Annotated in this window: 22 protein-coding genes; 13 read left to right on the top strand and 9 right to left on the bottom strand. The window is 50.4% G+C overall.

Translation table 11 applies throughout. The features are described 5' to 3' along the window. Positions 1-3 precede the first annotated feature (3 nt). A complete protein-coding gene (locus tag EFO84_RS03045; RefSeq protein WP_127346606.1) occupies positions 4-438 on the top strand; it encodes a DUF4426 domain-containing protein in 435 nt (144 codons plus the stop codon). Between the two features lie 17 nt (positions 439-455). Here EFO84_RS03045 and EFO84_RS03040 read toward each other — a convergent pair whose 3' ends face one another. Further along, positions 456-2,198 (bottom strand): potassium/proton antiporter, encoded by a 1,743-nt coding sequence (locus EFO84_RS03040; RefSeq protein WP_127346605.1) that lies wholly within the window; start codon positions 2,196-2,198, stop codon positions 456-458. Positions 2,199-2,270: 72 nt separating this feature from the next. Between EFO84_RS03040 and rdgB the strand changes: the two genes are divergently transcribed. Both rdgB and hemW read left to right on the top strand, forming a co-directional pair. Further along, positions 2,271-2,867 carry an RdgB/HAM1 family non-canonical purine NTP pyrophosphatase gene (gene rdgB, locus EFO84_RS03035; RefSeq protein ID WP_127346604.1) on the top strand — a complete coding sequence of 199 codons (597 nt, stop codon included), beginning with the start codon at positions 2,271-2,273 and terminating at the stop codon, positions 2,865-2,867. Further along, on the top strand, positions 2,867-4,015 hold the full coding sequence (gene hemW / locus EFO84_RS03030) for a radical SAM family heme chaperone HemW (protein ID WP_127346603.1): 1,149 nt from the start codon (positions 2,867-2,869) through the stop codon (positions 4,013-4,015). The genes rdgB and hemW overlap by 1 nt, the downstream gene beginning before the upstream one ends. Here hemW and trmB read toward each other — a convergent pair. Then, positions 4,012-4,758 carry a tRNA (guanosine(46)-N7)-methyltransferase TrmB gene (trmB, locus tag EFO84_RS03025; protein WP_127346602.1) on the bottom strand — a complete coding sequence of 249 codons (747 nt, stop codon included), beginning with the start codon at positions 4,756-4,758 and terminating at the stop codon, positions 4,012-4,014. The genes hemW and trmB overlap by 4 nt on opposite strands. A 96-nt stretch (positions 4,759-4,854) precedes the next feature. Continuing rightward, the gene (locus EFO84_RS03020; protein ID WP_127346601.1) at positions 4,855-5,946 is read right to left on the bottom strand and encodes an OmpA family protein; all 1,092 of its coding nucleotides are present in this window, start codon (positions 5,944-5,946) and stop codon (positions 4,855-4,857) included. 148 nt (positions 5,947-6,094) lie between these two features. Between EFO84_RS03020 and mutY the strand changes: the two genes are divergently transcribed. From mutY to EFO84_RS03000, 4 genes are all read left to right on the top strand, one after another. Continuing rightward, positions 6,095-7,168: an A/G-specific adenine glycosylase gene (mutY, locus tag EFO84_RS03015; RefSeq protein ID WP_127346600.1), complete on the top strand. Its 1,074-nt coding sequence runs from the start codon at positions 6,095-6,097 to the stop codon at positions 7,166-7,168. Between the two features lie 29 nt (positions 7,169-7,197). Next, positions 7,198-7,470, top strand: coding sequence for an oxidative damage protection protein (locus EFO84_RS03010; protein ID WP_127346599.1), 273 nt, complete (start codon positions 7,198-7,200; stop codon positions 7,468-7,470). 112 nt (positions 7,471-7,582) lie between these two features. Beyond that, complete coding sequence (gene proB / locus EFO84_RS03005; RefSeq protein WP_127346598.1) at positions 7,583-8,695, top strand: glutamate 5-kinase; 1,113 nt, start codon at positions 7,583-7,585, stop codon at positions 8,693-8,695. Continuing rightward, a complete protein-coding gene (locus tag EFO84_RS03000; protein ID WP_127346597.1) occupies positions 8,692-9,945 on the top strand; it encodes a glutamate-5-semialdehyde dehydrogenase in 1,254 nt (417 codons plus the stop codon). The genes proB and EFO84_RS03000 overlap by 4 nt, the downstream gene beginning before the upstream one ends. Here the strand turns inward: EFO84_RS03000 and waaA are convergent. Further along, complete coding sequence (gene waaA / locus EFO84_RS02995; RefSeq protein ID WP_127346596.1) at positions 9,942-11,957, bottom strand: lipid IV(A) 3-deoxy-D-manno-octulosonic acid transferase; 2,016 nt, start codon at positions 11,955-11,957, stop codon at positions 9,942-9,944. The two genes, EFO84_RS03000 and waaA, sit on opposite strands and share 4 nt — an antisense overlap. A gap of 6 nt (positions 11,958-11,963) precedes the next feature. Further along, entirely contained in the window at positions 11,964-12,704 is a 741-nt protein-coding gene (locus tag EFO84_RS02990) for a glycosyltransferase (RefSeq protein WP_127346595.1), read from the bottom strand. 123 nt (positions 12,705-12,827) lie between these two features. Between EFO84_RS02990 and EFO84_RS02985 the strand changes: the two genes are divergently transcribed. Then, positions 12,828-14,426, top strand: a complete 1,599-nt coding sequence (locus EFO84_RS02985) for a cryptochrome/photolyase family protein (protein ID WP_127346594.1) — start codon at positions 12,828-12,830, stop codon at positions 14,424-14,426. 3 nt (positions 14,427-14,429) lie between these two features. Here EFO84_RS02985 and EFO84_RS02980 read toward each other — a convergent pair whose 3' ends face one another. After that, complete coding sequence (locus EFO84_RS02980) at positions 14,430-16,289, bottom strand: DEAD/DEAH box helicase (protein ID WP_127346593.1); 1,860 nt, start codon at positions 16,287-16,289, stop codon at positions 14,430-14,432. Positions 16,290-16,523: 234 nt separating this feature from the next. Between EFO84_RS02980 and EFO84_RS02975 the strand changes: the two genes are divergently transcribed. The 5 genes from EFO84_RS02975 (at position 16,524) to nspC (ending at position 23,357) form a co-directional block, all read left to right on the top strand. Beyond that, entirely contained in the window at positions 16,524-17,981 is a 1,458-nt protein-coding gene (locus EFO84_RS02975) for an NAD-dependent succinate-semialdehyde dehydrogenase (protein WP_127346592.1), read from the top strand. Beyond that, positions 17,978-19,339 carry an aldehyde dehydrogenase family protein gene (locus EFO84_RS02970; RefSeq protein WP_127346591.1) on the top strand — a complete coding sequence of 454 codons (1,362 nt, stop codon included), beginning with the start codon at positions 17,978-17,980 and terminating at the stop codon, positions 19,337-19,339. Before EFO84_RS02975 ends, EFO84_RS02970 begins: the two co-directional genes overlap by 4 nt. A gap of 1 nt (position 19,340) precedes the next feature. Then, on the top strand, positions 19,341-20,921 hold the full coding sequence (locus EFO84_RS02965) for a tRNA(Met) cytidine acetyltransferase TmcA domain-containing protein (protein ID WP_127346590.1): 1,581 nt from the start codon (positions 19,341-19,343) through the stop codon (positions 20,919-20,921). Between the two features lie 96 nt (positions 20,922-21,017). Further along, positions 21,018-22,217 carry a saccharopine dehydrogenase family protein gene (locus tag EFO84_RS02960; protein ID WP_127346589.1) on the top strand — a complete coding sequence of 400 codons (1,200 nt, stop codon included), beginning with the start codon at positions 21,018-21,020 and terminating at the stop codon, positions 22,215-22,217. Between the two features lie 3 nt (positions 22,218-22,220). After that, positions 22,221-23,357 carry a carboxynorspermidine decarboxylase gene (nspC, locus tag EFO84_RS02955; RefSeq protein ID WP_127346588.1) on the top strand — a complete coding sequence of 379 codons (1,137 nt, stop codon included), beginning with the start codon at positions 22,221-22,223 and terminating at the stop codon, positions 23,355-23,357. Between the two features lie 55 nt (positions 23,358-23,412). On the opposite strand, the gene EFO84_RS02950 is transcribed toward nspC, so the two are convergent. Genes EFO84_RS02950 through murB form a run of 3 tightly spaced genes read right to left on the bottom strand, consistent with a single transcriptional unit; the run spans position 23,413 to position 26,115 of the window. Beyond that, on the bottom strand, positions 23,413-24,153 hold the full coding sequence (locus EFO84_RS02950) for a type III pantothenate kinase (RefSeq protein WP_164742365.1): 741 nt from the start codon (positions 24,151-24,153) through the stop codon (positions 23,413-23,415). After that, positions 24,131-25,123 carry a bifunctional biotin--[acetyl-CoA-carboxylase] ligase/biotin operon repressor BirA gene (gene birA, locus EFO84_RS02945; protein ID WP_127346586.1) on the bottom strand — a complete coding sequence of 331 codons (993 nt, stop codon included), beginning with the start codon at positions 25,121-25,123 and terminating at the stop codon, positions 24,131-24,133. The genes EFO84_RS02950 and birA overlap by 23 nt, the downstream gene beginning before the upstream one ends. After that, positions 25,120-26,115, bottom strand: a complete 996-nt coding sequence (gene murB, locus EFO84_RS02940) for a UDP-N-acetylmuramate dehydrogenase (protein WP_164742364.1) — start codon at positions 26,113-26,115, stop codon at positions 25,120-25,122. Before murB ends, birA begins: the two co-directional genes overlap by 4 nt. Between the last annotated feature and the right edge of the window lie 115 nt (positions 26,116-26,230).

Here is a 26,230-nt window from a genome sequence, read left to right as displayed (position 1 = left end):
GCCATGAAGAATCTACTCAGCACGCTGTTATTGCTTAGCTCGCTGCTGTTTACACAGAGTGCCAGCGCGCAACAGGCTATGCGTTTAGGTCCCTGGGAAGTGCATTACAATGCCTTTAACTCGACGCTGTTGCGCGCAGAAATGGCACAGCAATATGATTTACAGCGCAGCAGCACCTTGGCGACCCTAAACATTACCGTGCTCGCCGCTGATGAGCCCGGTAAACCGGCGCAAAAAGTCACAGTAACAGGCTATAGTATGAATCCACTTAGCCAACAGCAGCGGCTCGATTTTAATCAAGTTATTGAAGGCGACGCCGTTTACTATTTGGCGCAAGTGCGCTTTACCAATCTCGAGACACTGCGTTTTTTTATCACCATTGATGACGGTAAACAGCAACAGACGTTACGCTTCCACAAGGAATTTTGGGCCAATTAATGACTGAGCTGCTGGTATTAGTTATTGCTGGTGCTCAGCAGCTTAACCCCAACCGTAGCTATAGCGCCGCTTTGCTCATCTAATTCACGAACAGTTAATTGCACGCCACCTAGTTTCAACTGGTCACCAACCACCACGCGACGATAAAACTTCTGGTCGAAATAACTGGTGATGGTGTGATGAGCGCTTTCTGCAGGTAACTGACCCACCGGATAAAACGCGGCGACCGCCTCGAGCGTCACATCACCACGCAAACTAAAATCACCAAAAAAGCTGGTGCTATTGAGGGTTTGTCGTTGACCTCCAGCTGCCAGAACTCGGCTCACATCATCAACATGTTGGGCTTTTGCCACCACCATCAGCGTATCACCATCACTAAAACGCAATGAGCTATGGTTGGGATACCATTCACCCGCTCGCAGTACGCCGACGCACTCAACCGGAACCGACCAACGCAGTTCATTCCAGCTATGGTCACAGGCCGGCGAACGCTCAGTCATATTGAAGGCGAACAGTTCCAATGGGTCCTTACTGCTGACACGGTCTAATGGCATACGACCGTCGGGCTCAGCACTTGGCGGCACTTCGAGCCCCAACCATCGCGCTAAACCAGCAAGGGTCCAGCCCTGCAAAATTAACGAAATGAGCACTACAACAAAGGCGATGTCGAAAAATAACTGCTGATTTTCGATGTTCATCAACCACGGATACAGCGCCAAAATAATTGGCACCGCGCCGCGCAGACCAACCCAACTAATAAACACCTGATCACGCCAAGGAAAGGTAAATGGTAGCAAACTCACCCAAACCGCAATGGGTCGCGCAATAAAAATCATCAGCAGCGCAACAGTCAAGGATAGCTGCCAATGCTCCATTAAGTGAGATGGTGTTACTAATAAGCCAAGGATCAGGAACATCATGATTTGACTTAACCAGGCCAGGCCATCCTGAACCTGCAGAATGTGCATCAATTGCGGTAGCCGCGAATTACCAATGACAAAACCCATCAAGTAAACTGCCAGATACCCGCTACCGCCGGCGCCGCTGGTTAAGGCAAACACCACAACTGCCGAGGCTGCCGCCAATAGCGGGAAGAAACTAAATTGCACCGTTAATTTGCGGGCCATATATACGAAGGTACGGCCACCAAACCAACCTACCACTAAGCCCAGCAATAACTGTTGCAGCACATCAACAGTGATCACCCACCAAGAGAACTCTTGGGCGGTAGCTATCATTGCCGTCACTGTCATGGTCAAGATAATCGCCATGGGATCGTTGGTGCCCGACTCTATTTCTAAGGTGGCGGCTACGCGCTGCTTAATGCGCATGTTTTGTGATTGAAAGATACCAAATACCGCGGCAGCATCGGTCGAACTGAGAATCGCACCAATCAATAAAGCAATCGGCCAGGGTAAGTCAAACAGCCACACCACTGCCGCAGCGGTGATAGCACAAGTGAGCGCCACCCCTACAGTAGCCAGACTGATGGCCGGCCATAGTGCCACCCGAAAGCGCTCTTTGTGGGTGCGCATACCACCATCGAAGAGGATAATAACGAGTGCTAACGAGCCGATGAAAAAGGCCACAGTGGGGTTATTAAATTGAATACGCAGCACACCTTCTTCGCCGGCAAGCATGCCAATGATGAGGAAGCTTAACAATAACGGCGCCCCCAGCCGATTCGATACGGCGGCAGCAAGAATACTGATGAGCAAGAGTGCGCCCATTAACAACATGATGCCGTTGATTTCAGTCATGACTGAACTCCCTTGGTGGTGCGCGCTAATAACCGTATAATACCAGCCAAACCAAAGCTCCGGTAAAACCTCATGAATAAAATTGTACTGGCAACGGGTAATAAGGGCAAAGTCACTGAATTGCAGCAGCTATTAGAACCTTTCTCGTGGCAACTTATTGCGCAAACCGAGCTCGCCGCTAGCGACGCTGACGAAACCGGGCTGACCTTTATCGAGAATGCTTTGATCAAGGCACGCCATGCCGCACAACAAACTGGCCTCCCAGCATTAGCGGATGATTCAGGCTTGGCCGTAGCCGCCTTAGGCGGTGAGCCGGGTATTTATTCAGCACGTTATGCCGGACCGGGTGCCAATGATAGCGCCAATATCGATAAACTGCTCAAGCGCATGGCGGCTGTGCCAGCCAGCGAGCGCCAAGCCAGTTTTCATTGTGTACTGGCCTTTATGCGCCATGCCGAAGATCCATGCCCTATCGTTTGTCATGGTCAATGGCACGGCAGCATTGCCGAACAGCCACAGGGTGAGTATGGCTTTGGCTATGATCCGATTTTTTGGGTCGCGGACCACAATTGCACGGCGGCACAACTGCCGCCGCAGCAAAAGCGAATACTGAGTCATCGTGCGAAAGCGCTTCAGCAACTGCTCGCGCAGCTAATGCAGGACGCCTGATGCTGCCACCGCTAGCGCTTTATATTCATGTGCCTTGGTGCATTCAGAAATGCCCCTACTGCGATTTTAACTCGCATGCACTGAAACAGGATATTCCGGAACAAGCCTACATCAACCGCTTACTGGATGACCTGCGCGCCGATTTAGCTGATGTGCAACAGCGCCCGCTCAACAGTATTTTTATTGGTGGCGGTACACCGAGTTTATTGAGCGCTGATGCTATCAACCGATTATTACAAGGTGTGCAACAACTGATCCCTTTGGCACCAAACTGTGAAATCACCTTAGAGGCAAACCCCGGCACTTTTGAGATTGAGCGCTTTGCTGGTTATGTGCGGGCTGGCGTAACACGGCTGTCTATTGGTGTGCAAAGTTTATCAGCGTCACAGTTGCAACGACTCGGACGTATTCATGATCCTGAGCAGGCGCGACTGGCGGCCAAGCATGCTGGGCAATTGGGTTTGAACAGTTTCAATTTGGACCTAATGCATGGTTTACCCGAGCAAACCTTAGCTGATGCCATGGCTGACTTAGACGGTATTATTGCCCTGCAACCGCCGCACATTTCTTGGTACCAACTGACGATTGAGCCCAACACCGCTTTCGCTAGCCGTCCACCGCAGCTACCCGACGATGATATTTTGTGGGACATTCAACAACAGGGGCACGATAAGCTCATTGCTGCAGGTTACCAGCAGTACGAAGTCAGCGCATATGCCAAGCCTGGCCATCAAAGCAAGCATAATCGTAATTATTGGGAGTTTGGCGACTACCTTGGCATTGGTTGCGGCGCGCACAGTAAAATCACCGTAATGACTGACAATGGTTTAAGCATTCGCCGCTGTGAAAAAATTAAGCATCCGCAAGGCTATCTCGACTTAACCCGACCACTGCGCTATCGCAGCTGGACAGTTGCCGAGGATGAATTGCCATTTGAGTTTTTTATGAATTATCTGCGGCTGTTTGAGGCAATCCCGAAGCAACTATTCGTTGAGCGCACAGGGCTTGAGTTGGCGCGGGCTGAACAAGCGCTTGCCAGCGCCAAAACCAAGCAATTAATTGATGATGACCAGCAATATTGGCATACCACAGAACTCGGTCGGCGGTATCTCAACAGTATTCTTGATGACATGGTCGGTAATGACTAAGCGGTACGCTCGAACTTGAGGTCCCACACACCGTGGCCTAAACGTTCACCACGCTTCTCAAACTTGGTTAACGGGCGCTCTTCAGGGCGCGGCACATAACCCTGCTCGCCAGCTAAGTTACGCCAATTGGGTGCCGCACTGAGTACCTCAAGCATGTGCTCTGCATAAGGCTGCCAGTCAGTGGCTAAATGCAGAATACCGCCGACTTTCAGGCGGCTGCGCAGTAGTTCGACAAATTCCGGTTGAATTAAACGGCGTTTATGATGGCGCTTTTTATGCCAAGGATCGGGAAAGAAAATCTGTACCGTCGCTAGACAATTTGGCGCTATGCTATCGCGCAATACTTCCACCGCATCATGCTGATACAAGCGCAAATTAGTGACTTGTTGTTGTTCAGCCTCAAGCAAGCAGGCTCCAATACCAGGGCCATGTACCTCAATACCGATAAAGTTCTTATCCGGCGCGGCGGCGGCCATAGTAACTAACGAATGCCCCATACCAAAGCCTATTTCTAACACCGTATCGGCGGCGCGACCAAAGACCTGCTCCAACGCTATGCTGCTGGTACTGTGGTGTAAGCCTAAGCGCGGCCATTGGCGCTCTAAAGCTGCGGCTTGGCCTTTGGTTAAACGCCCCTCACGACGCACAAAACTGCGTACCGGACGAATATATTTCCCTTCTGCTTGAGCATCTTCAAGAGCGTTGTGGCTACGAACAGTATTCGGTTTACTAGAATCAGTCATGGTATCACTTTAGTGCGGACGATTAACTTGGCGCATTATGCAAAAAGGCGCGTCAAACGCAAGTTTGACACGCCTTTTATCAGCAATTTTCTGCTTTTAGTTTTCGATTGGTACGCGAGTCGTTACTGACATACGCGCTTCAATGCGACGGTTTTTGGCACGATTGGCATCGCTGTCGTTTGGCACCAATGGATTGCCTTCGCCATAGCCAACAGTGCTTACGCGTGCAGCATCAATACCAAAATCAGTCACTAAGCTTTCACCAACGGCCTTGGCACGACGCTCTGACAAGCTCAGGTTGTAGCTCGCTGCACCACGGTCATCAGTATGACCTTCAATGACGATATCTAACTGCGGATAGTCTTTTAAGAACGCAGCAGTATCAGCGATATCAGCTTTACCGTCTGCGCTAATCACCGCCGAGTCAAAACCGAAGTTAACCACTAAACTCTTGGTCACGGTTTGGTTTTCGTACATCACACAACCATCGGCATCTACTTTATAGCCAGCGCGCGTGTTTGGACACTTATCTTTGCTATCTAGTACGCCATCGTTGTCAGAATCGATATCTGCAACAACTACCGGCTTCACCGGCTCTGCAGGCTTCTGCACTTGCTCAGCTTTTGCTGGAGCAGCTGTATAGCTGGCACCGCCACCAAAGTAGTAACGTAAACTGGTTTGGAACATAAACTCAGTTAAGTCTGTGTCGCTTTGTTGCAACGCTGCTTCAAAAGTCATCGCTACGTCGTTGGTTAAGTAAGTTTTATATCCACCACTTAAACGCAAGAAACGATTCGAAATATCGTCGATTTCAGTCGCGTTGATACCGATACCACCGTACAGATTATCGGTGAAGTTATATAAAATATCAGTACCAAAACGTTTACCACTTGCAGAGCCGCCATCTTGGGCGTTACTACGCATCAAATCGTAATAAACCCGATAGCCCCACTCTTTAGTAAAATTGTGGCCCAATTCAATACCACCAAAAGTGGTATCTAAACCGCCGTCATAGCTGCGCAGCTGATTGTTTTCAACACTCTGACGGTCTGAGTCAGTTCCCATGAGGCCAATACGCGGGCCAACAAACCATTGACCGGCTTCGTCAGAACGGACATCCTGTGCCAAGCTCGGAAGAGCTGTACAAGCTGCAATGATTGCAATTGAAATAACAGATAATTTTTTCATGAGATGCTCCTTGTGATTCTCAATCAGATTCTATGTCAACAATATACACTAAAATTGTAAAGATCGCCCACTTTCACTCGTTTTTAAGCACTCTTTACATTAAATTTGCGCACTTGTTATTAGTTTTTTCAAGATAAGGTATTGACTGGTGCAACAATCGCTAGAGACTTTTACCGCCGTATTAAGCGCAGAGCAGTTTGCAGACACAGTGATTCAATGGCAAAAGCAGCATGGTCGTAACGATTTACCATGGCAAACTGATGCTGACCCATACCATGTTTTGGTCAGTGAATTGATGTTACAGCAAACACAAGTTAGTACCGTTATTCCCTATTTTCAGCGCTGGCTCAGCCGCTTCCCAACCGTGCAGCAGTTAGCCGCAGCAAGCACTGATGAGGTCATGGCCTTATGGCAAGGATTGGGTTACTACAGTCGCGCCCGCAATCTGCACCGCGCAGCGCAACAGATTTGTCGTGATTATCATGGCAATATTCCGAGCGAAGCCAACGAATTAAGAGAAATTGCCGGTATTGGTGCCTACACCGCGGGTGCTATCCGAGCCTTCGCCTATGATCGTGATGGTGTCATTGTTGATGGTAATGTTAAACGCTTATTTAGCCGTTTCTTCGCCATTGCAGGTGACCTCTCAACAAGCGCTCAGCAGCGGCTGTTGTGGCAGCTTGCTGAGCATTACACTCCAAGCAGTAATAACCGGCGCTACGCACAAGGTTTGCTCGACTTAGGCGCAACAATCTGCACACCGCGCCAGCCGCAATGTTACAACTGCCCATTAAAACCAAATTGCCAAGCAGTCAAGTATGATCGGGTGGATGAGTTACCGCAGCGCAAGACTAAAGCAGCCATACCGACTCGACACGGCATTTTTCTCTGGCAGGTCGATCAACACGGTGTGCTCCTCGAGCAAAGGCCAACCACAGGCATATGGCCCAGTCTATGGTGTTTGCCGGAGCTGACCGCTGACTCAGTTAGTCACGCTGAAGCGTCATTTAGTCAACACGGTACCTTCAAACATACCTTTAGCCACTATAAATTAATCGCTCAAGTGGTTACCCACAAGCCAAATCAACCGCATGTGGCCCACGCTAGCGCCACAGCGATACAACGCCAGGTGCAATGGCATGAGTTAAGCAACATAGGGCTGCCAGCACCGATTGCAAAATACCTGCGTCAGCATTTGCCAAGCCCCCTGTCAAACACGTAGAATTGCGCCGATAAGCCAAGGAGAATCTGATGAGCCGTACTGTATTTTGTGACTATTATAAAAAAGAAGCTGAAGGGCTCGATTTTCAGCTCTATCCAGGTGAGATTGGCAGCCGTATTTTCAACCACATTAGCAAGCAAGCCTGGGCTGAATGGCAGAAAAAACAGACCATGCTCATCAACGAAAAACGCCTTAATATGATGGACCCCGCAGCGCGCGAATTTCTTGAACAGCAAATGATTGCCTTTTTGTTTGAGGGTAAAGACGTGCACGTAGAAGGTTACGTACCACCCAGTAAATAATCATCGAATATAACCTTTCATAGTGAAAATAAGCCTCGCTTATAACCATATACTCGAGGCCGACAGCTAATTTTGCTATACTGCTCGCCTTAATAATCAATAGGGAGTGGTTATGAACATGCCTTCCTGGCAACGTGCTGTGCTCAAAGTAGGCAGCGCGTTAATAGCGCCAGACAACGCAGGAACCAGCAGTAAATACTTATTAGCCATTGCTCGGTTCATCATCGAATGCCGCGAACGCGGTCAAGAAATCGTCTTAGTCTCATCAGGTAGTGCTGCTGCCGGTCGCAAACATATTCGCTTTGAAAGTGACCCGGTGCCGGCAACGATCAAGAAAGCCATGGCCGCCGTGGGCCAGAGCGATATGATGGCAAACTGGACCCGGTTTTTTGATTTCCCCTGTGCACAAGTGTTAATGACGCACGGTGACTTACGTGATCGCGCCCGTTACGTGAGTGTTCGTAATACCATCAAAACCTTGTTGGACAACGGCGTGCTCCCCATCGTCAATGAAAACGATGCGTTAGCGACTGACGATATGAAAGTGGGCGATAATGACAACTTAGCCGCCATGGTCGCGACCGTAGTTGATGCCGATGCATTATTCATTTGCTCGGACATTGACGGCTTATTTAATGCCGACCCGCGCGTCAATCCCGATGCCAAGAAAATCCCTTTGGTTAGCCAAATCGACGAGAGCATCTTCGCACTGGCTGGCGATACCACCAATGCGATTGCCACAGGCGGTATGCGGACTAAAATTGAGGCGGCTGAAAAAGCCACCTCGCACGGTATTGATACCTATATTGTCAATGGTCGCAAGGGCAATACCTTCGAACAACTGTTGCGTGGTGAAAACCCCGGCACCCTGTTCCAATGCCAGCAAGACCCAATGAGTAATAAAAAGCACTGGCTGCGTCACACCTTAGTAGCCCAAGGTGAACTGGTGGTCGATGCTGAAGCAGCGCAACAATTGCTGCAGGGCGAAGCCCTTGAGGCTATGGGCATCATTGATGTGCATGGCAGTTTTAATCGTGGTGATGCAGTGATGATACGACAACCCAATCAAGCCGCTGCGGTCGCTAAAGGTATCTCGCGTTACAGCTCCCACGAATTGCTCTACTTAAAAGAACAAAAGCTCTGCGAACTGGCGGCCAGTTTTGGTCATGAGCCGAGCAATGACGTGGTTGATAGCAATGACTTAACGATTTTGGAGGATCTATGAACAGCCCCACAGCAGAATTTTTAGCACAACAAGCCGCCCAAGCGGCAAAAGTCGTATCGCGCCTAACCACCGCAGAAAAAAACACCGCATTACAGGCCATGGCTGATGCCTTGCGCCAACAGCAAGCACAAATTCTGACGGTGAATGAGCAGGATTTGCAGGCCGCCCGCGAACAACAACTATCGGCTGCTATGATGGACCGCTTAGCGCTGAATCCGCAACGTATAGATGACATGGCTAGCGCCATCGAAGAAATTATTGCACTCCCTGATCCAGTCGGTGAAGTGAGCCCGTTTAGCCAACCCAGTAATGGTATTGATGTGAGCAAAATGCGCATTCCATTGGGGGTTATTTGTATGATCTATGAAGCCCGTCCGAACGTGACCGCCGATGCCGGCGCCTTGTGTTTCAAAGCCGGCAACGCGGTGATACTGCGCTGCGGTAAAGAGGCAATTGCCACCAGCAAAGCTATTGCCGAAGCGCTGCATAGCGCCCTTCGCAGTTGCGATTTGCCAGCCGAACTAATCACCGTGGTACCTACGCCAGATCGCGCCCTGATGCTCGATTTATTGCAGCAGCAGGATCATATCGATTTGGTTATCCCACGCGGTGGTGAAGGCTTGATCCGCTTTGTTAGTGAGCACAGCAAAATTCCTGTGATCCAACATTACAAAGGGGTGTGTCATCTGTATGTTGACCGCGATGCCGATATCGAACAGGCATTAGCACTCCTGCTCAATGGCAAAACCCAACGTACCGGTGTATGTAACGCCTTAGAGGGCTTATTGGTACATAAAGATATCGCTGGCGATTTTTTACCACGGGCGGCTAAAGCTCTAGCCGAACATGATGTCACCATTCACGCAGACCGCAACTCCGCGCATTATTTTGCAGCGGCAAATGTGATTGCCGATGATGCTTTCGGCGAAGAGTATCTAGCCCTGGAGATTGCCGTACGCACGGTGCCATCGTTAGCCGCAGCGATAGAGCATATCGACCAGTTTGGTAGTGGTCATACCGAGGTGATTGCCACTCGCAATCAAGCGGCTGCCGAGCAGTTTATTCAGCAGGTTGATTCCGCGGTCACCATGCACAATGCCTCATCACGCTTTAGTGATGGCGGGCAGCTAGGCTTAGGCGCTGAAATCGGTATTTCAACCAGTAAGCTGCATGCTTACGGGCCAATGGGGCTGAGCGCCCTGACCACGGAAAAGTTTGTGGTTCGCGGCCAAGGCCAAGTGCGCGCTTAAGCCTGTTCATAGCCTTGTAACAAATGGGGCCAGTCGGTTGTTTGCTGCCAATGAAACAGCTGCTGGCTCTGCTCGGCTTTGCCCTGCTCTTTCAGTAACGAACGCAGCAGCCGTTGTAAATTGGCTTGCTGCCACTCGCCCTCGGTGCGGAACCCACATTTATCAAAATCAACCAGCCAGACCTTACCGGCTTGGTCGAGCATAATGTTGTGGCAATTGAGGTCTGAGTGATACACCCCGGCTTGGTGCAACTGACGAATAGTCGCCCCCACCGATTGCCACTCAGCCGCTGTTAGCGAACGCTGCAATAACAGCTTAAAGACATCTTGCGAATCGGCAATCACCGCCACCAAAATATCTGCACGGTAACCCCAAATGGGTGCTCGCTGATAACGCGCAGCGATTGGTTGTGGCACTGGTAAACCCAGCTCACGCAACTGTAATAACAACGAAAACTCAGCCATAGCGCGTGATTTAACTATCGCCTCACGAGCAAATCGATCACGATTAAACTTGCCGACTAAACCACCACGATAATAATGTCTCAGCAGCATGTTCTGCGGTTGATGTTGAATAAACCAAGCACTCGCACGACCAGTAGCTGAGCCAATAATCTGCCCTTTCTGGCGCCAAAAACTCGGTGCAAAGTAGTCATCGCTGACTGCCGTGGCTAAGTTATCATCAAACCAAATTTCGGTAGCTGCGTTCGGGTTGCTCGTTAGAATCATTTTTAGTGTCCTTGCCTGGCCGTTAGGCGGCGGAAATAACCCCTGAATATCAGCTAATACGCGTGCTGTTGCGCCGTGCTCCGCGGCAAACTCTTCGCTTGCAACAGCCGCCATAGTTTGCCCTTGTACGGGTTGCTGTAGCAACTGCAAGCATTGTTCGGCTAACTGCTCAGCATCATCCACCAAGCGCACGCCGTTGACATCCGTTAAGCGGTCAAATAGGGGTTGGAAATTGAAGACATGACGGCCCGAAATAATCGGTGTTTTAGTCGCAATAGGTTCCAGCGGATTATGCCCACCACGTGGGATCAAACTACCACCGACAAAAGCGATGTCGGCCGCGGCATACCAAAATAGCAGCTCGCCCATGGTGTCACCAATAAGCACTTGGTCGCTGGCACTGACGGTCTGCCCTGAACTGCGAGTCAGCGTTGAAAAACGCTGCTGGGCCGCGCTGGTGACCTCACGAAATCGCTCTGGGTGACGTGGCACTATGATCAATAACAGCTCAGGAACAGCCTGAATCAAGCGGGCAAAAGCATCAAGAATAATCGCATCTTCACCCTGATGAGTGCTAGCCGCCACCAGTATTGGCCGCGCCAATTCAGTGCGCCATTGTTTTGCCGCGCGCGTTGTTGCCGCAGGCACTTGGCAATCAAACTTAAGATTTCCGCGCACCACAGTGCGTTCGCGGGCTACACCGAGCTGCTGAAAGCGGCGCTCGCTGTCGACATGCTGGCAAATGACTAAATCGAGGGCAGACCATATCGGCCCAAGCAACCAACTAAAACGCTGATAACTGCGTAGTGATTTTGCCGATAGCCGGGCATTAACCAGCATAACTTGGGCACCATGACGTTTGGCTTCAGCCAATAAGTTGGGCCACAACTCGGTTTCCAAAATCAGCACACAACGTGGCGCAAACTTTTCAATAAAGCGTGCCATCGCGCCACGGGTGTCGATAGGTAGGTAATAATGATAGACCCGGTCAGCGAACAATTTTTGCGCCAGCTCAGCGGCCGTGGGCGTCATTGCCGTGAGGGTAACCGGCAACTGTGGATAGCTGCGTAAAATGTCTTCAATGAGACCGCGCGCGGCTACGGTTTCCCCCACTGACACGCAGTGAATCACAATGCCATCACGGGCTTGCACCGGAACTGTCTGTAACGCTAAGCGTTCCGACCAGCGCTTACGGTATTCTGGGGCACGCGCACCACGTACCCACAGATAGATAAAAATCAGTGGCGTCAGTAACGCTATCAGCACGCGATAACTGAGGGTCATAAACGCTTAACGCCAGTATTCACTGATCCACGCGGTAGGTAATACTTTGCGGTACCATTTACCACTGCGGCCTGCGACGGCATCATCAGGGTGCGGGCGACCATGGAAAATAATGACTTTAGCACCAGCAGGAATGCGCGGTTGTTGAAACCAGCTGAGCGGGAACGGCCGCAAACAATGGCGTTTAAAGCTACGGCACCATTCTGCTGGCCAATATTTCAAACGCCCTTGGCGAGCAACAAATTGGGTAATAAATTCTTGCTCGTTGCGCACGTCTTTGCGCGAGCCAATTGGATCATTCTTTAAATGTTCGAGGGCATCAACATGGGCGCCAATGGTGAAGCGAAATACCGAGGTATTGCCGGTAGCATCTGATTTGTCCCACTCTTTGATCACTAAGAACTCGCCTTCTGGCTGGAAAAACTCATCCAGTGAGCCGACAATCACGATATCTAAGTCAAGAAATAGCGTGGGACCTGTTAAATCGTGCAGTGGCTCAGCAAAACAGGTTAACTTCAGCCAACCATGGGCAAAAGTCCACGGCTTACGCTGATCAAAATCTTCAAAGCCAATGGCTGGGATAGGCTTTACTTCGACTTCGTCACGAATGCCTTCACGATCATCGGTTAAGCAAACAAAACGAAATGGACGCGATAAATTACGGCTGACCATGGAGTATAGTGTGTTCACATACTCTGGGCCGTACTTAGCACCCCACTTGATACAAATGACATTTACTGGTTGCATGCGGTTACCTGCGCTGAGAGAGCAAAAGGAATATGCGCCATAATGCCAAATTTTCCTGATCATCGCCATGCAAAAAAGCGTAAAGAGCTATGACACAACGACAACTTCGAGCTGAGACTAGCCATGCAACACGCTGATATTTCACTAACCAACTGCGCCACGTCAGCCGCTGACCTGACCGGACCATGCGATACCCTGAGCTTGGTGCTCGGCGACCAACTAAACGCGAGTCACAGTTGGTTCAACCATATTGACCCAAAACGGGTCATCGTGTTGATGGAAGTCCGTCAAGAAACCGACTACGTGCGTCATCACCAGCAAAAATTGTTAGCGTTCTTCGCCGCCATGCGCGCCTTTGCAACCGCTCTAGCGAAGGTCGGGCACCAGGTACTGTATCTACGCCTTGATAGTGACCACAACCAGCAGTGCCTGACCAGCAACCTAAAACAACTAGGAAGCGCCCTGCAGGTTCAACAGATTCATTTGCAACAACCGGATGAGTATCGCGTTGACCAGCAATTACAGCAATTTGCCAGCAGCAGCGATATTGCGGTGCAGTGGTTTGACAGCGAACATTTCCTCACCGAGCGGGACACCCTACAACGCTGGTTTCCACAGGCGAAAAGCTATTTGATGGAGTACTTTTATCGGCGCGTACGTAAACAAACTGGCTATCTGATGACGGCTGAGGGCCAACCGATTGGTGGCCAGTGGAACTTTGACAAAGACAATCGCAATAAACTACCGAAGCAGCTCGATATTCCAGCTCCGCTGCTCTTTAGCAATGATCTCACTGAATTAGCTGACCTACTACAAAACCACCAGGTTGAGCACTTGGGAAACGTTGATGCAGCGCGCTTTTTGTGGCCCGTTAACCGCGCCCAAGCACGGCAATTACTAGGCTTTTTTGTCACCGAACTGCTGCCCGATTTCGGTCGTTATCAAGATGCCATGACCGAGCGTGGCTGGTCACTGTTTCATGCGCGCTTGTCGTTTGCACTGAATAGTAAAATTCTCAGCCCACGAGAAGTGGTCGAGGCCGCTATCAACGCCTGGCAGCAGCACCCTGAGCGTATCGATATGGCTCAAATAGAGGGTTTTGTGAGGCAAATCATTGGCTGGCGTGAGTTTGTACGCGCCATGTATTGGCAGCACATGCCAACTTACCGCAGCATGAATTACTTTGAGCACCAGCGGCCGTTGCCAGAATTCTATTGGCATGGCAATACTAAGATGCGCTGTTTGCAGCACAGTATTCAACAGTCGTTGGACTATGCCTACGCGCATCACATTCAACGGCTTATGATCACGGGTAATTTCGCGCTACTGGCTGGTGTGCATCCAGATGCTGTGGATGAGTGGTACTTGGGTATCTACATTGATGCATTGGAATGGGTTGAGTTGCCCAACACCCGTGGCATGAGTCAATTTGCTGATGGCGGTTTGCTGGCCACCAAGCCATATATTTCAAGTGGTGCTTATATCCACAAAATGTCCGATTACTGTGGCTCGTGTCATTATAACGTGCAACAAAAAACAGGCCCGCAGGCCTGTCCTTTTAATAGCTTGTATTGGCACTTTATAGACCAACACTTTGAGCGGCTGAAGCACAACCCGCGTATGGCGCTGATCACCAAGCAATGGCAGCAACGCAGTGACGCTGATCGTAACAGCCTGCTGGAGCAAGCGCGCGATTATCTCACCCGCTTGGACCAGCTATAAGGCTTATGACTGGAAGCGACGACCACCGCGTGGTTTATCACCACCACGACCACCGGCTTTAAACGGCGGACGCTCACCAGCGCGTGCTGGACGGTCACTGCGCTCAGCGCGTTCACCACGGTCAGCGCGTGGCGGTTTACGGCTAATCACTTCGTTGTTGGCGAGGGTTAAATCCATCTGCATTTGACGCACTCGCGCACGCTGCAGAATTTTCACCACACCGGCCGGCATGCCTTTTGGTAACTGCACTAAGCTATGGGTGTCAAACAACTGGATTTGACCAATATAACGGCTGTCCATCTCGGCTTCATTGGCAATAGCGCCAACGATATCCTGTGGACGCGCGCCATGCTCACGGCCCACTTGAATGCGATAGGTATCAAATTCAATTTGTGCTTCACGGCTTTCACGACCAGCACGTACTGGGCGGTCACCACGTTTGTCAGGGCGTGCATTACTGCGCTCGCCACGATCAGCACGCGGGTTACGCTCAGCGCGCTCAGCAAATTTGCGCGGCGCTGGATCATCAGCCACGATCAGCGGACGACGATTATTCTGCTGTGCCAACAAGGCCGCAGCAATTTGTACCGGTGACAATTCAGTCTGGGCTTGAATTTGCGCCAAAATTTCAGTCAATGCAGTCAAGTCTTGCTCAGCGACAGTGTGCTGAATCACTTGCTGCAATTTCTGTTGACGGTGTAAACCTAAATCACGAGCAGTCGGCACCTCAAAGAATTCAATAGTACCGTTGGTCAAACGCTCATAATGACGCAGTAAATGACGCTCACGGGTACGGAAGAACAAGATGGCCTCGCCGCTACGACCAGCACGACCAGTACGGCCAATGCGGTGTACATAAGACTCCATATCGCCCGGTAAATCATAGTTCACCACGTGGGTGATTTCTGGCACGTCAAGACCACGAGCAACCACGTCGGTGGCAACCAAGATCTCAATATGACCGCTACGCAACTGGCTCACTGTTTGCTCACGCTGTGCTTGGTTCAAATCGCCACTCAATGGTGATGCTTTGAAACCAGAAGCCTGCAATTGCTCAGTCACTTCCATGGTATCTTGACGAGTACGCACGAAAATCAATACGCGCTGATAATCCATAGTTTCAAGAATACGGCACAGTGCTTGAATTTTGCTCAGGCCACGAACTTCCCAAGCGCGCTGACGGATGCTGGCTTTTTCTTTAGCAATAGCAGCAATTTGAATGTTCAACGGTTGCTCGCCCTGCTCGTTAACCAAGAAGGTTTTGGCTAATTTGCGGATAGCCGGCGGCATGGTAGCCGAAAACAATGCGCGCATAGACGTTGCTGGCACCGCTTTCATGATGGTTTCGATATCTTCAATAAAGCCCATGTTCAACATTTCGTCGGCTTCATCAAGCACCGCTAAACGTAGGGCATTCAGCTGTAACACGCCTTTGTTGAGCAAATCCAGTAAGCGACCTGGGGTACCGACAACCACTTGGGCGCCGCCACGTAAGGCTTTGATCTGTGGGCCAAAAGCTGAGCCACCGTACACGGTAGCCACTTCAAGGCCACGAATTTGGCTAGCAAACTCGGTGATGGCTTCAGCGACTTGCAAGGCTAATTCGCGGGTTGGTGCCACCACTAACATTTGCGTTTGGCGTAACTTGGCATCAATCAAGCTCAAACCAGGCAAACCAAAAGCAGCGGTTTTACCGGTACCAGTTTGCGCTTCACCCAAGACATTTTTGCCAGCCATTAATGCTGGAATAGCTTGAATTTGGATAGGCGTAGGGATAGTGAAATTCATTGCTTCGAGTTGTTTTAACACGACAGCAGGCAGGGCCAAATCGGCAAAGGTTTGGCCAGTCATTACTTCAGACATATTGTTCTCGCATAATTCTGTAGAGCATATAAAGGGGAAGATACGCCTGGCTACAGAACACGATGAACACTCTGGCAGGATTTAGGCGCCGTTTACCCCAGCGATTCAGGGGTAAGGCCGCTCCCATCAATAGCGGTAATGACCCTGAGGACGCGCAGTTTATAACAAATGTATATGGATGGCAAGCAGAGAGTCGCTCTGTTAGGCTAACTGTTCAACCATCAAGGAGGTGTTATGCCACAACATACAGTACGTTCATTACTTAAAGTTGATGCGTTTATCGATGGTAATTGGATCCCCAGCGAGCAGCGTTTCAGCGTTTACAACCCGGCTAATGGTGAGCTCATTGCCGAGGTCTGCGATGCTGATCCAGCGCTTGCTGAAAGAGCTATAGACGCCGCCTATAAAGCGTTGGGCCCATGGCAAGCGAAAACCGCTAAAGAGCGCGCCGAATTAATGCGCGCCTGGTATCAGGCCATCGTCGCCAACAAACAGGCGCTCGGCGAACTGATGAGCCGTGAGCAAGGTAAACCAATTGCCGAAGCGGTTGGCGAAATTGAATATGGTGCCAGTTTTATTGATTGGTTTGCTGGCGAAGCTGAGCGTCATCACGGTGAAGTTTTAGCGCGCAGCGCTGCCGACAAACGCAGTTGGATCAGTAAGCAAGGGATTGGTGTGTGCACCGCCATAACCCCGTGGAACTTCCCCAATGCCATGATCACCCGTAAAGTCGCTCCTGCACTAGCGGCTGGATGCACTATTGTGGTTAAACCCGCGCAACTGACGCCCTTGTCAGCCTTAGCACTGATGCAACTGGCAGCAGAGGTCGGTATCCCGCAGGGTGTCATCAATATGCTACCGAGCAGTCAAGCCAAAGCGATTGGCAAAGTACTTACCGAGCATCCACGGGTACGCAAATTTACCTTTACCGGCTCCACAGAGGTAGGTAAACAACTGATGGCCCAGTGCAGTAGCGGTATGAAGAAGGTCTCAATGGAATTGGGCGGTAATGCTCCTTTTATCATTTTTGACGACGCTGATTTAGATCTCGCTATAGAGCAATTGCTGGCGGCTAAATTTCGTAACGCCGGACAGACCTGTATTAGTGTCAATCGCGTATTAGTCCATGACAGTATCATCAGCGAAGTTGAACAGCGCCTGCTGCGGGCGCTCGCTGAGCTGCAAGTAGGCCCTGGCGATAAAGAGGGTATTGATTACGGCCCGCTGATTAACCAAGCGGCGATCGACAAAGCGCAGAAGTTACAGCAACAAGCTGTTGATGCTGGTGCTAAGGTGCTGTGTGGAGGCGATGTGCTGCACCAGTTGGGGCCTTTGTTCTATGCGCCAACCCTCATTACTGCAGTGACGCCCACTATGGCGATTAGCCAAGAGGAAATTTTCGCCCCAATACTTGCGTTACAGCAGTTTAATAGCGAAGCTGAAGCGCTAGAACTCGCTAATGCTACGCCATTTGGCCTAGCGGGCTATTTTTGTAGTAGCGATTATCGCCGTATCGCGCGCGTCGCAGAGCAATTACAATGCGGTATGTTAGGTATCAATGCCGGAGCGATATCACATGCGTATAACGCCTTTGGTGGCGTGAAAGAATCAGGTATCGGCGTTGAGGGTTCAAGCCTCGGCCTGGCTGAATACCAAGTGACCAAGACTATAACCTTAGGTGGATTTGAATGAACGCTATGATGCAACGCTTGCGCAGTAGCTATGCCAGTGGCCTGACCCGTCCATTGGCGTGGCGTATTAAGCAATTAACGCAACTATCGCAACTGGTCGACGATCATGAGCAAGCCCTGCTGACTGCCTTGGCAACAGACCTTGGTAAATCAGCCGCTGAAGGCTGGTTAACTGAGCTGGGCTTTTTGAAAAGCGATATCAAACACACCATCAAGCACTTGCCGCGCTGGAACAAGCCAAAACGTGTCTCACAACCGTTGCTGGCAGCTCCGGGTCGCAGTTATTTACACCCAGAGCCATTGGGCGTGGTCCTGATTATTGGTGCTTGGAACTACCCTATTCAATTACTGCTGAGCCCATTGGTTGCCGCTTTAGCGGCCGGCAACTGTGCGGTCGTCAAACCCTCAGAATTAGCGCCAGCCACAGCCGCTGAATTGGCGCGTTTATTACCTGACTACCTTGATTCCGCCGCGGTACAAGTAGTCACCGGCGGTGCCGATGTGGCGCAACAGCTGCTGGCTGAGCGCTTTGACCACATCATGTACACAGGTGGCGGCCGAGTCGGTAAAATTGTCATGAAAGCTGCAGCCGAGTATCTCACCCCGGTTACCCTTGAACTGGGTGGTAAAAGTCCCGCGGTCGTGCTGGCGGATGCTGATTTAGCGGTGACTGCGCGGCGTATCGCTTGGGGTAAATGGATCAATGCGGGGCAAACTTGTATTGCACCCGACTATGTTCTGGTTGATGAACGTGTGCATGATGCATTCATTGAGCAACTTCGTAGTGCTATCTCCGAGTTCTATGGTATGGATGCGGAAAATGCTACCGATTATGGCCGCATTGTTAACGTTCAGCACTGCCAGCGTTTAATCGATTACTTAGCTGACGGCACCATCGCCATTGGTGGTCGCGCCGACAAGGCGCTGCGTTATATCGAACCGACCGTGCTCACTAATGTGAGTGCCGACAGTAAGCTGATGCAAGATGAAATCTTTGGTCCGCTATTACCGATCATCAAAGTACCGCATTTGGCGGCCGCAATTGAATTTATTAATAGTCGAGAAAAACCATTAGCGCTTTACGGCTTCAGTAAATCAGCACGGAGTTTGCAGCAATTGACCGAGCAAACCCATGCCGGTAACCAGTGCAACAATGACACCCTGATGTTCATGCTCAATCCAGAACTGCCATTTGGTGGCGTGGGTCCAAGTGGTATGGGTCGCTATCACGGTAAATTTGGCTTTGATACGTTTAGCCATCACAAAGCAGTGATGGTACGGCCGTTTTGGTCCGATCCAAGCTTCCGCTATCCACCCTATACCTCGTTCAAACAGAAGTTACTGCGCTGGTTCTCATAACGTGCCGGAAACCGTTCAGCTGTTGCAGGCTTTTCAGCATGAGTTAATGCAGCACCAACAGCGAGCGGTGCTGCTATGTCCGCATGGTTATCGGCTACCGCTTGATCAGCAAACGCCATTAGTGCTTGATGATCAAGCCGACGACCGCTATGCCATGCATCGTTATCGTGATTATCTTGGCGCCAATAACAGCTTGGTAGTGCTCAATTTCCAGCACAGTATTCATGCTGACGCACTCGCTGCGTTAGCCGGCACAGTTACCGCTGGTGGGCTACTGATCATCAACTTACCGCAGCATGTCACAGCCTTTACTGAGCGCTTACTAAGGCTCGCCGAGCACTTTACCTTGGTGATCCAAGTTAGCCATGCATCGGCACTCAGACAAGCCTATCAGCGACTATCACAGCGCCCTATTTCAGTGCCGCTCGCGCCGACATTTCCGACCCCAATGCAACAGCAGATTATGACCGCAATGCTCAATCAACCCGAGTGCTTGCATCTGCTTATGGCAGATCGTGGGCGTGGTAAGAGCACCACCCTCGGCGCTGCATTAGCGCAATACTCTGGGCCCGAGCGGTTAATCGTCACCGCACCGAAACGGAGTCAGGTTAATGGCTTACTACAACAAGCCAATGGTCGCGCAGAATTTATCGCTTGGGAACGGCTGTTGGAGCTTCCGAGTACCGCTATTCGACTGGTCATTGATGAGGCGGCCGGGCTACCTATCCACATCTTACAGCAGCTATGTCAGCGCTTTAAGGTTTGGGGCCTTGCCACCACTGTCGAAGGCTACGAAGGTTGTGGTCGTGGTTTTGTGATTCGGTTTCTCACTTGGTTGGGCCAGCAACAGCAGTATGTCCAACATCAGCTTGAGCAACCGCTGCGCTGGCGTGCGCCCGATGACTGTGAAGAGTGGCTGGAACGACTGCTATGTATGCGCGACAAACCAACCAGTGAGCAATGGCAAGATGGCTACCATTGGCTGCATGCCTCTCAGTTACGTGATGAGCAACTTCAGCAGGTGATGCAGCTACTGCTAGAAGCACACTATCAGAGTAGCCCCAATGATTTACGGTTATTACTCGACGACGAGCGCCAAAAACTGCTGATTTTATGTCAACAGGGTGCGTTGGTCGGGTTAGTTTGGCTTGCACAAGAGGGCCCTGTACCAGCCCATCTGCACAGCGCCATTGTGGCCGGTAATAGGCGTCCAGCCGGTGATCTGTTACCACAGGCATTGGCCTATAACTGGCAGCAAAGCGAGCCGTTACAATGGCGGTGGTGGCGTATTGTACGTATCGCAATTACTGCTGGATGCCGGCGCAACGGCCATGGTAGTGCGCTATTGGCGCGTATCCGTGAGCTTGCCTGGCAACACCAGATTGACGCCTTGGGCAGTAGTTTTGGTGCTGCTCCCGATGTTTTATCGTTTTGGCAGACCAATCAATTCGAGTTGGTCCACCGCGGGCACAAACGACAAATGGCCAGCGGTTATATCAATGCCATGGTTGCCTTAGGTTGCTCAGAAATAGTCCAACAAAGCATTGCTCAGCGGGTTCTGCCGCTATCGTCACACGACTAGATTTTTTCGCCGCAGATCATGCGGAATAGTCAATTATATGCTATCGTTACGGTCTTAATTTAACCCCTCCATGGATCACAAAAAAGGGTTGTTCACATGTCTCGAGTGTTAATTATCGGTGCTGGCGGCGTCGCTGGTGTGGTAGTGAAAAAATGTGCCATGCTGCCTGAGTATTTTAGTGAAATTCACTTGGCCAGCCGCACTTTGTCTAAATGCGAAGCCCTGCAGCAAGAAGCCGGCAAAGATCGCGTGGTTGGTGTCTACAAGGTTGACGCTGACATTGCCGCTGAAGTTGCCGCGTTAATTCGCCAAGTGCAACCTGCATTGGTGATCAACGTTGCTCTGCCCTATCAAGACTTACCGATCATGGATGCCTGTCTAGAGACTGGCGTGCACTATTTAGATACTGCTAACTACGAGCCAAAAGACGAAGCGAAATTCGAATATTCATGGCAGTGGGCCTATCACGAGCGCTTTAAAGAGAAAGGCATCATGGCCTTACTTGGCGCTGGTTTTGATCCGGGCGTAACCAACGTGTTCACCGCCTATGCAGCGAAGCATTATTTCGACGAAATTCATTATCTCGACATCGTTGATTGTAACGGTGGCGATCACGGTCAGGCATTTGCAACCAACTTCAACCCAGAAATCAATATCCGCGAAATTACCCAACGCGGTAAGTACTGGGAAAACGGCGAGTGGCATGAAACCGACCCAATTAGTGTGCGCGAAGACCTCGATTATCCGGGTGTTGGCGTGCGCGCATCGTATTTGCTGTTCCATGAAGAGTTAGAATCCATCGTCAAGCACTTCCCGACCATTAAACGGGCGCGCTTCTGGATGACTTTCGGTGAGCAGTATTTAACGCACTTACGTGTACTTGAGAATGTCGGCATGACATCTATTCATCCGGTTGAATTCCAAGGCCACAAAATTGTGCCATTGGAGTTCTTAAAAGCGGTGCTGCCAAATCCAGGCTCACTGGCGGAAGGTTACACCGGCTTGACCTGTATCGGTACTTACGTAACCGGTTTAAAAGACGGCAAAGAAAAGACGATTTTCATTTACAACAACTGTGATCACGCCGCCTGTAACGCTGAAGTCGGTGCCCAAGCAGTGTCCTACACCACCGGCGTACCGGCTATGATCGGTGCATCAATGATGGTTCAAGGGCATTGGATGAAAGCAGGGGTATGGAACATGGAACAGTTCGATCCAGATGAGTTTATGAACCGTCTGAATCAATATGGCCTGCCCTGGCAGGTGGTTGAATGTGACTCTCCATTTAAGCGGTAACAGATGAGCAATCCTTATGTAAGTAGCGCCATTCCCTCGCCTTGTTATGTGCTTAACGAGGCGTTGTTGAAGCGTAACCTCGAACTGATGCAGTATGTGCAACAGCAAAGCGGTGCACAGATTATTCTAGCCTTGAAAGGCTTCTCTATGTGGAGCGCTTTCCCGCTGGTCCGTCAGTATTTAGTAGGCTGCACGGCCAGTTCAGTATGGGAAGCTAAATTAGCGTATGAGGAATTCGGGCGCGAGGTACACGCCTACGCACCGGGCTATAAGCAAGCCGATATCGATACCTTATTACCGTTGGTCAATCACATCTCGTTTAATAGTGTCGGCCAGTGGCAGCGCTATGCCGAGCAAACTATCGCCGCTGGGGTATCACCAGGCTTACGGGTAAATCCTGAACATCAAGAAGCCGCAACTGAGTTATATGACCCAAGTGCACCGGGCTCTCGCTTAGGTATTCGCGCCGTTGAATTAGAGGGTGTCGACTTAACTGGCGTTGAAGGTCTGCATGTTCACAACCTCTGTGAGTGTGACTCGATGGCGCTAGAACGCACATTAGCCGCGGTCGAAGAAAAATTTGGTCACCTGCTACATGACATGAAATGGCTCAATTTGGGCGGCGGTCATCTAATGACTCGCGCCGGCTATGACGTTGAGCACTTGATCAAGCAATTAAAGCGAGTGCGCGAGCAATACCAAATTGAGGTGATTTTAGAACCAGGTTCAGCCGTCGCTTGGCAAACTGGGCCTTTAGTCGCTGAAGTTGTTGATATTGTTGAGAATGCCGGAAAAATCGCCATCCTTGATGTATCTGCTACTGGGCATATGCCCGATGTTTTAGAAATGCCCTACCGTCCTGCTGTTACGGGTGCTGACTTACCGCATAAGTTAGCCTATACCTATAAGCTTGGTGGTAATTCATGCCTAGCCGGCGATGTTATTGGTGAATATAGCTTTGCTGAGCCATTGCAGCCTGGCTCACGGATTATCTTTGAAGATATGATGCATTACACCATGGTGAAATCAACATTCTTCAACGGTGTCGAGCACCCAAGTATCGGCATTCTGCGTGAAGATGGCAGCTTTGACTTGAAGCGGAAGTTTAGCTACGAAGATTTTCGTGCTCGCTTATCGTAACAGTACATCGGTATAAAAAAAGCGCCTCTAGGGCGCTTTTTTTGTATGAGCGAAGTTACGATTGTGCGGCGTAATAACTCAACCCTTGCAGCACTAATTCGGTGCGCAATTCACCCCGACGTTTAATATCGGCTGGCAATAACGGCGTTGAGCCACCACTAAACAGTACGCGATAATCAAACCAGTCCAACTCAGTTTCAGTCACGTGAATAGCCTGCCGAATTAAACCAACAAAACCATTCACCACCCCATTGGCGAGCCCTTCTGGGGTACTACACCCCAATTGATTGGCCTTTCCCCAAGCTAAATTAGGATCGCTAAAAACCCGTGGCGCTCTGCTGGTCACCGACTGCTGCATTAAATCAACGCCAGGCGCAATCCAACCGCCTAAATGTACCCCATCGGCATCAATCCAATCGGCCGTTATGGCGGTGCCCGCATCAATGATTAAAGTCGCTTTAGGCTGTTCATTATAGGCACCGATCATGGCTAACCAGCGATCAACACCTAAATGCTGTGGCTGCGCATAGGCGTTACGAACACCAAAAGCAGAAGCCTCAGAATGCACCTGATGTAGCTGCAACTGCGGCTGTTGCTCGAGCCATCGGGTAATCGCCTGATGACGTTCGCCGCCACTCACTACGGCTAACCAAACTGCACTCACCGGCAGGTTTAATGGCAACCCTTCCAGTTCGGTATAGCTGACATTAAATAATGGCTCTACGTGCCCTTCTTCATCCAGTAGAGCGCTTTTTACACGGGTATTTCCGGCATCAATCAATAATTTTTTTAGCATGACGTAAACTAACTTCCCCTGCGTGAAATGTTTCCAGTTTACCCTGACGACGGACCAATAACGCACCTTGTGCATCAATTCCCTCGGCGATTCCTTCGAGCACTTGACTACCCATCAGTACGTTAACCGGTTGTAGTGCTAAGCAATCAAACTGTAGCCAGCGATTAATAAACGGTGTTAACCCAAACTGCTCAAACTCATCAAGCCCCTGGCGGAATCGACGAATGAGTTCGGCGGCCCACCAATTACGATCAAAACGCGCTTCTAATACAGTACGTAAATCGGTCCAAGGTTGGTCAATCTGAGCGCTCAACCACGCTGGCATCGCTAAATTAACCCCAACCCCAATAATTGCGTTGGCATCACCGCTGGCTTGCCCCTCTAGTTCAACCAAAATACCGGCAATCTTGCGCCCATCGACTAATACATCGTTTGGCCATTTTACTTGCACGCCTAAGATGCCTGCAGCTTGCAACGCTTCAGCTAGAACAGTACCTACCACGAGGCTCAACCCCATTGCGGCTGACATACCTTTACTTAACGGCCAGTACATACTCAAATACAAGTTACAACCAAACGGTGATTGCCACTGCTTACCGCGCCGTCCCCGCCCGGCAGTTTGAGCTTCGGCTAACACAGTATAACCAGCAACCTTTTGCTGCAGCGGTAACTGTCTGACCACATCGTTACTAGAGCTGACAATGCGCTGCAGCTGCAGGTTTGCGGGGCCTAAATCAGCAAGTAACGCGCTAATTTTCGACGCCTCAAGTAGTTGTAATGGTTCAACCAATCGATAGCCGCGCCCCGTAACCCGAAATACGTCGAGCCCTAGCGCTTGAATACCAGAAACATATTGGCTCACGGCAGTTCGACTCACGCCAAGAACGCTGCCGATATCAGCACCCGAGTGAAATTCACCATCGGCCAATAACTCAATCAAGCGAATAATGTTGTGCTGTTTCTGCTTCATATCTGTATCAATTCCCGTTGATTAAATAACCGCACTTCCACCTCTAAGGCGATAGAAAAATGCTGTTCAATGTCCTTTTTAATAGCCTTTGCCATATCCAGCAAGTCGCTACCACAGCCATTATCTGTGTTGACCAACACCAAGGCTTGGTGCTGATGCACTTGAATGGTACCGCGCTTAACACCCTTCCAACCGCGCTGATCAATCAACCAACCGGCTGCCAGCTTCATACTACCATCTGCGTTAGCATAGCCCTTTAAGCCGGGGTACAGTTGTAATAGGGCCTGGTAATGCTGAGCACTAATGGTTGGGTTTTTAAAAAAGCTACCAGCGTTGGGTAGCACCTGTGGATCAGGTAATTTGGCTTGGCGAACCGCAACCACACGCTGATAGATTTGCTCAGCTGTGGGGTTCATTAAATCGTTTAATTCGGCATACCGCGTATTTGGCTGCCATTGCTTCGGTAGACGCAAACGTACCGCAGTAATTAGCCAGCGCTCGGGGTTTTGTTTGAATACGCTGTCACGGTAGGCGAATTGACAATCCTGATGGGTGATCTCAACAAAACAGCGTTGCTGGCGATCCCATGCTTCAACAGAGTCGATAAACTGTGCCACTTCACAACCGTAAGCCCCGATGTTTTGCACTGGTGCGGCGCCAACTGTACCAGGAATCAAAGCCAGATTTTCCAAGCCAAAAAAGCCCTTATTGAGGCAGTAAGTCACCAGCTGATGCCATGATTCACCAGCAGCCACATCAAGTAGCCAGTCACTGTCTGACTCACTCACATCGATCCCGCTTAATTCGACTCGCACCAATGGTCGCTCAAAATCTGCGGTAAAAATAGTATTGCTTCCATGGCCAACCACTAAGTAGTTTTCCGTTGGGAGTTCTGAACACTGTTTTTTATCACGTAAGAAATGAACCACCCGAGCAAAGCCTGGTAGCCGAAAGGTATGAAGCAGATTAAGCGGAGTGTTTTGTTCAGTCACGATCATAGCGTAATTGTATGTGAGGACCGATAGCAGTGCTAGCATTTGCACAAAAGAAAAAGCCCCAGCGGTTAGGCTGGGGCTTGTTCGGGATAGGTGCCTGGCGATGTCCTAC

The sequence above is a fragment of the Pseudidiomarina mangrovi genome (genome assembly GCF_003999375.1).
In the GTDB taxonomy this organism is placed as follows: Bacteria; Pseudomonadota; Gammaproteobacteria; order Enterobacterales; family Alteromonadaceae; genus Pseudidiomarina; species Pseudidiomarina mangrovi.
The sequence above is the reverse complement of the archived record's forward strand: the minus strand, read 5'-3'. Positions and strand labels throughout refer to the sequence as shown.

Coding starts and splice junctions, on each gene's coding strand:
- EFO84_RS02980 (WP_127346593.1), bottom strand. CDS start 16,289: ATGTCTGAAGTAATGACTGGCCAAACCTTTGCCGATTTGGCCCTGCCT.
- trmB (WP_127346602.1), bottom strand. CDS start 4,758: ATGACTGATTCTAGTAAACCGAATACTGTTCGTAGCCACAACGCTCTT.
- EFO84_RS02960 (WP_127346589.1), top strand. CDS start 21,018: ATGTCTCGAGTGTTAATTATCGGTGCTGGCGGCGTCGCTGGTGTGGTA.
- EFO84_RS02990 (WP_127346595.1), bottom strand. CDS start 12,704: ATGCAACCAGTAAATGTCATTTGTATCAAGTGGGGTGCTAAGTACGGC.
- EFO84_RS03000 (WP_127346597.1), top strand. CDS start 8,692: ATGAACAGCCCCACAGCAGAATTTTTAGCACAACAAGCCGCCCAAGCG.
- waaA (WP_127346596.1), bottom strand. CDS start 11,957: ATGACCCTCAGTTATCGCGTGCTGATAGCGTTACTGACGCCACTGATT.
- EFO84_RS03010 (WP_127346599.1), top strand. CDS start 7,198: ATGAGCCGTACTGTATTTTGTGACTATTATAAAAAAGAAGCTGAAGGG.
- hemW (WP_127346603.1), top strand. CDS start 2,867: ATGCTGCCACCGCTAGCGCTTTATATTCATGTGCCTTGGTGCATTCAG.
- proB (WP_127346598.1), top strand. CDS start 7,583: ATGAACATGCCTTCCTGGCAACGTGCTGTGCTCAAAGTAGGCAGCGCG.
- birA (WP_127346586.1), bottom strand. CDS start 25,123: ATGAAGCAGAAACAGCACAACATTATTCGCTTGATTGAGTTATTGGCC.
- EFO84_RS02985 (WP_127346594.1), top strand. CDS start 12,828: ATGCAACACGCTGATATTTCACTAACCAACTGCGCCACGTCAGCCGCT.
- EFO84_RS02970 (WP_127346591.1), top strand. CDS start 17,978: ATGAACGCTATGATGCAACGCTTGCGCAGTAGCTATGCCAGTGGCCTG.
- EFO84_RS03045 (WP_127346606.1), top strand. CDS start 4: ATGAAGAATCTACTCAGCACGCTGTTATTGCTTAGCTCGCTGCTGTTT.
- EFO84_RS02975 (WP_127346592.1), top strand. CDS start 16,524: ATGCCACAACATACAGTACGTTCATTACTTAAAGTTGATGCGTTTATC.
- EFO84_RS03040 (WP_127346605.1), bottom strand. CDS start 2,198: ATGACTGAAATCAACGGCATCATGTTGTTAATGGGCGCACTCTTGCTC.
- rdgB (WP_127346604.1), top strand. CDS start 2,271: ATGAATAAAATTGTACTGGCAACGGGTAATAAGGGCAAAGTCACTGAA.
- EFO84_RS03020 (WP_127346601.1), bottom strand. CDS start 5,946: ATGAAAAAATTATCTGTTATTTCAATTGCAATCATTGCAGCTTGTACA.
- EFO84_RS02950 (WP_164742365.1), bottom strand. CDS start 24,153: ATGCTAAAAAAATTATTGATTGATGCCGGAAATACCCGTGTAAAAAGC.
- nspC (WP_127346588.1), top strand. CDS start 22,221: ATGAGCAATCCTTATGTAAGTAGCGCCATTCCCTCGCCTTGTTATGTG.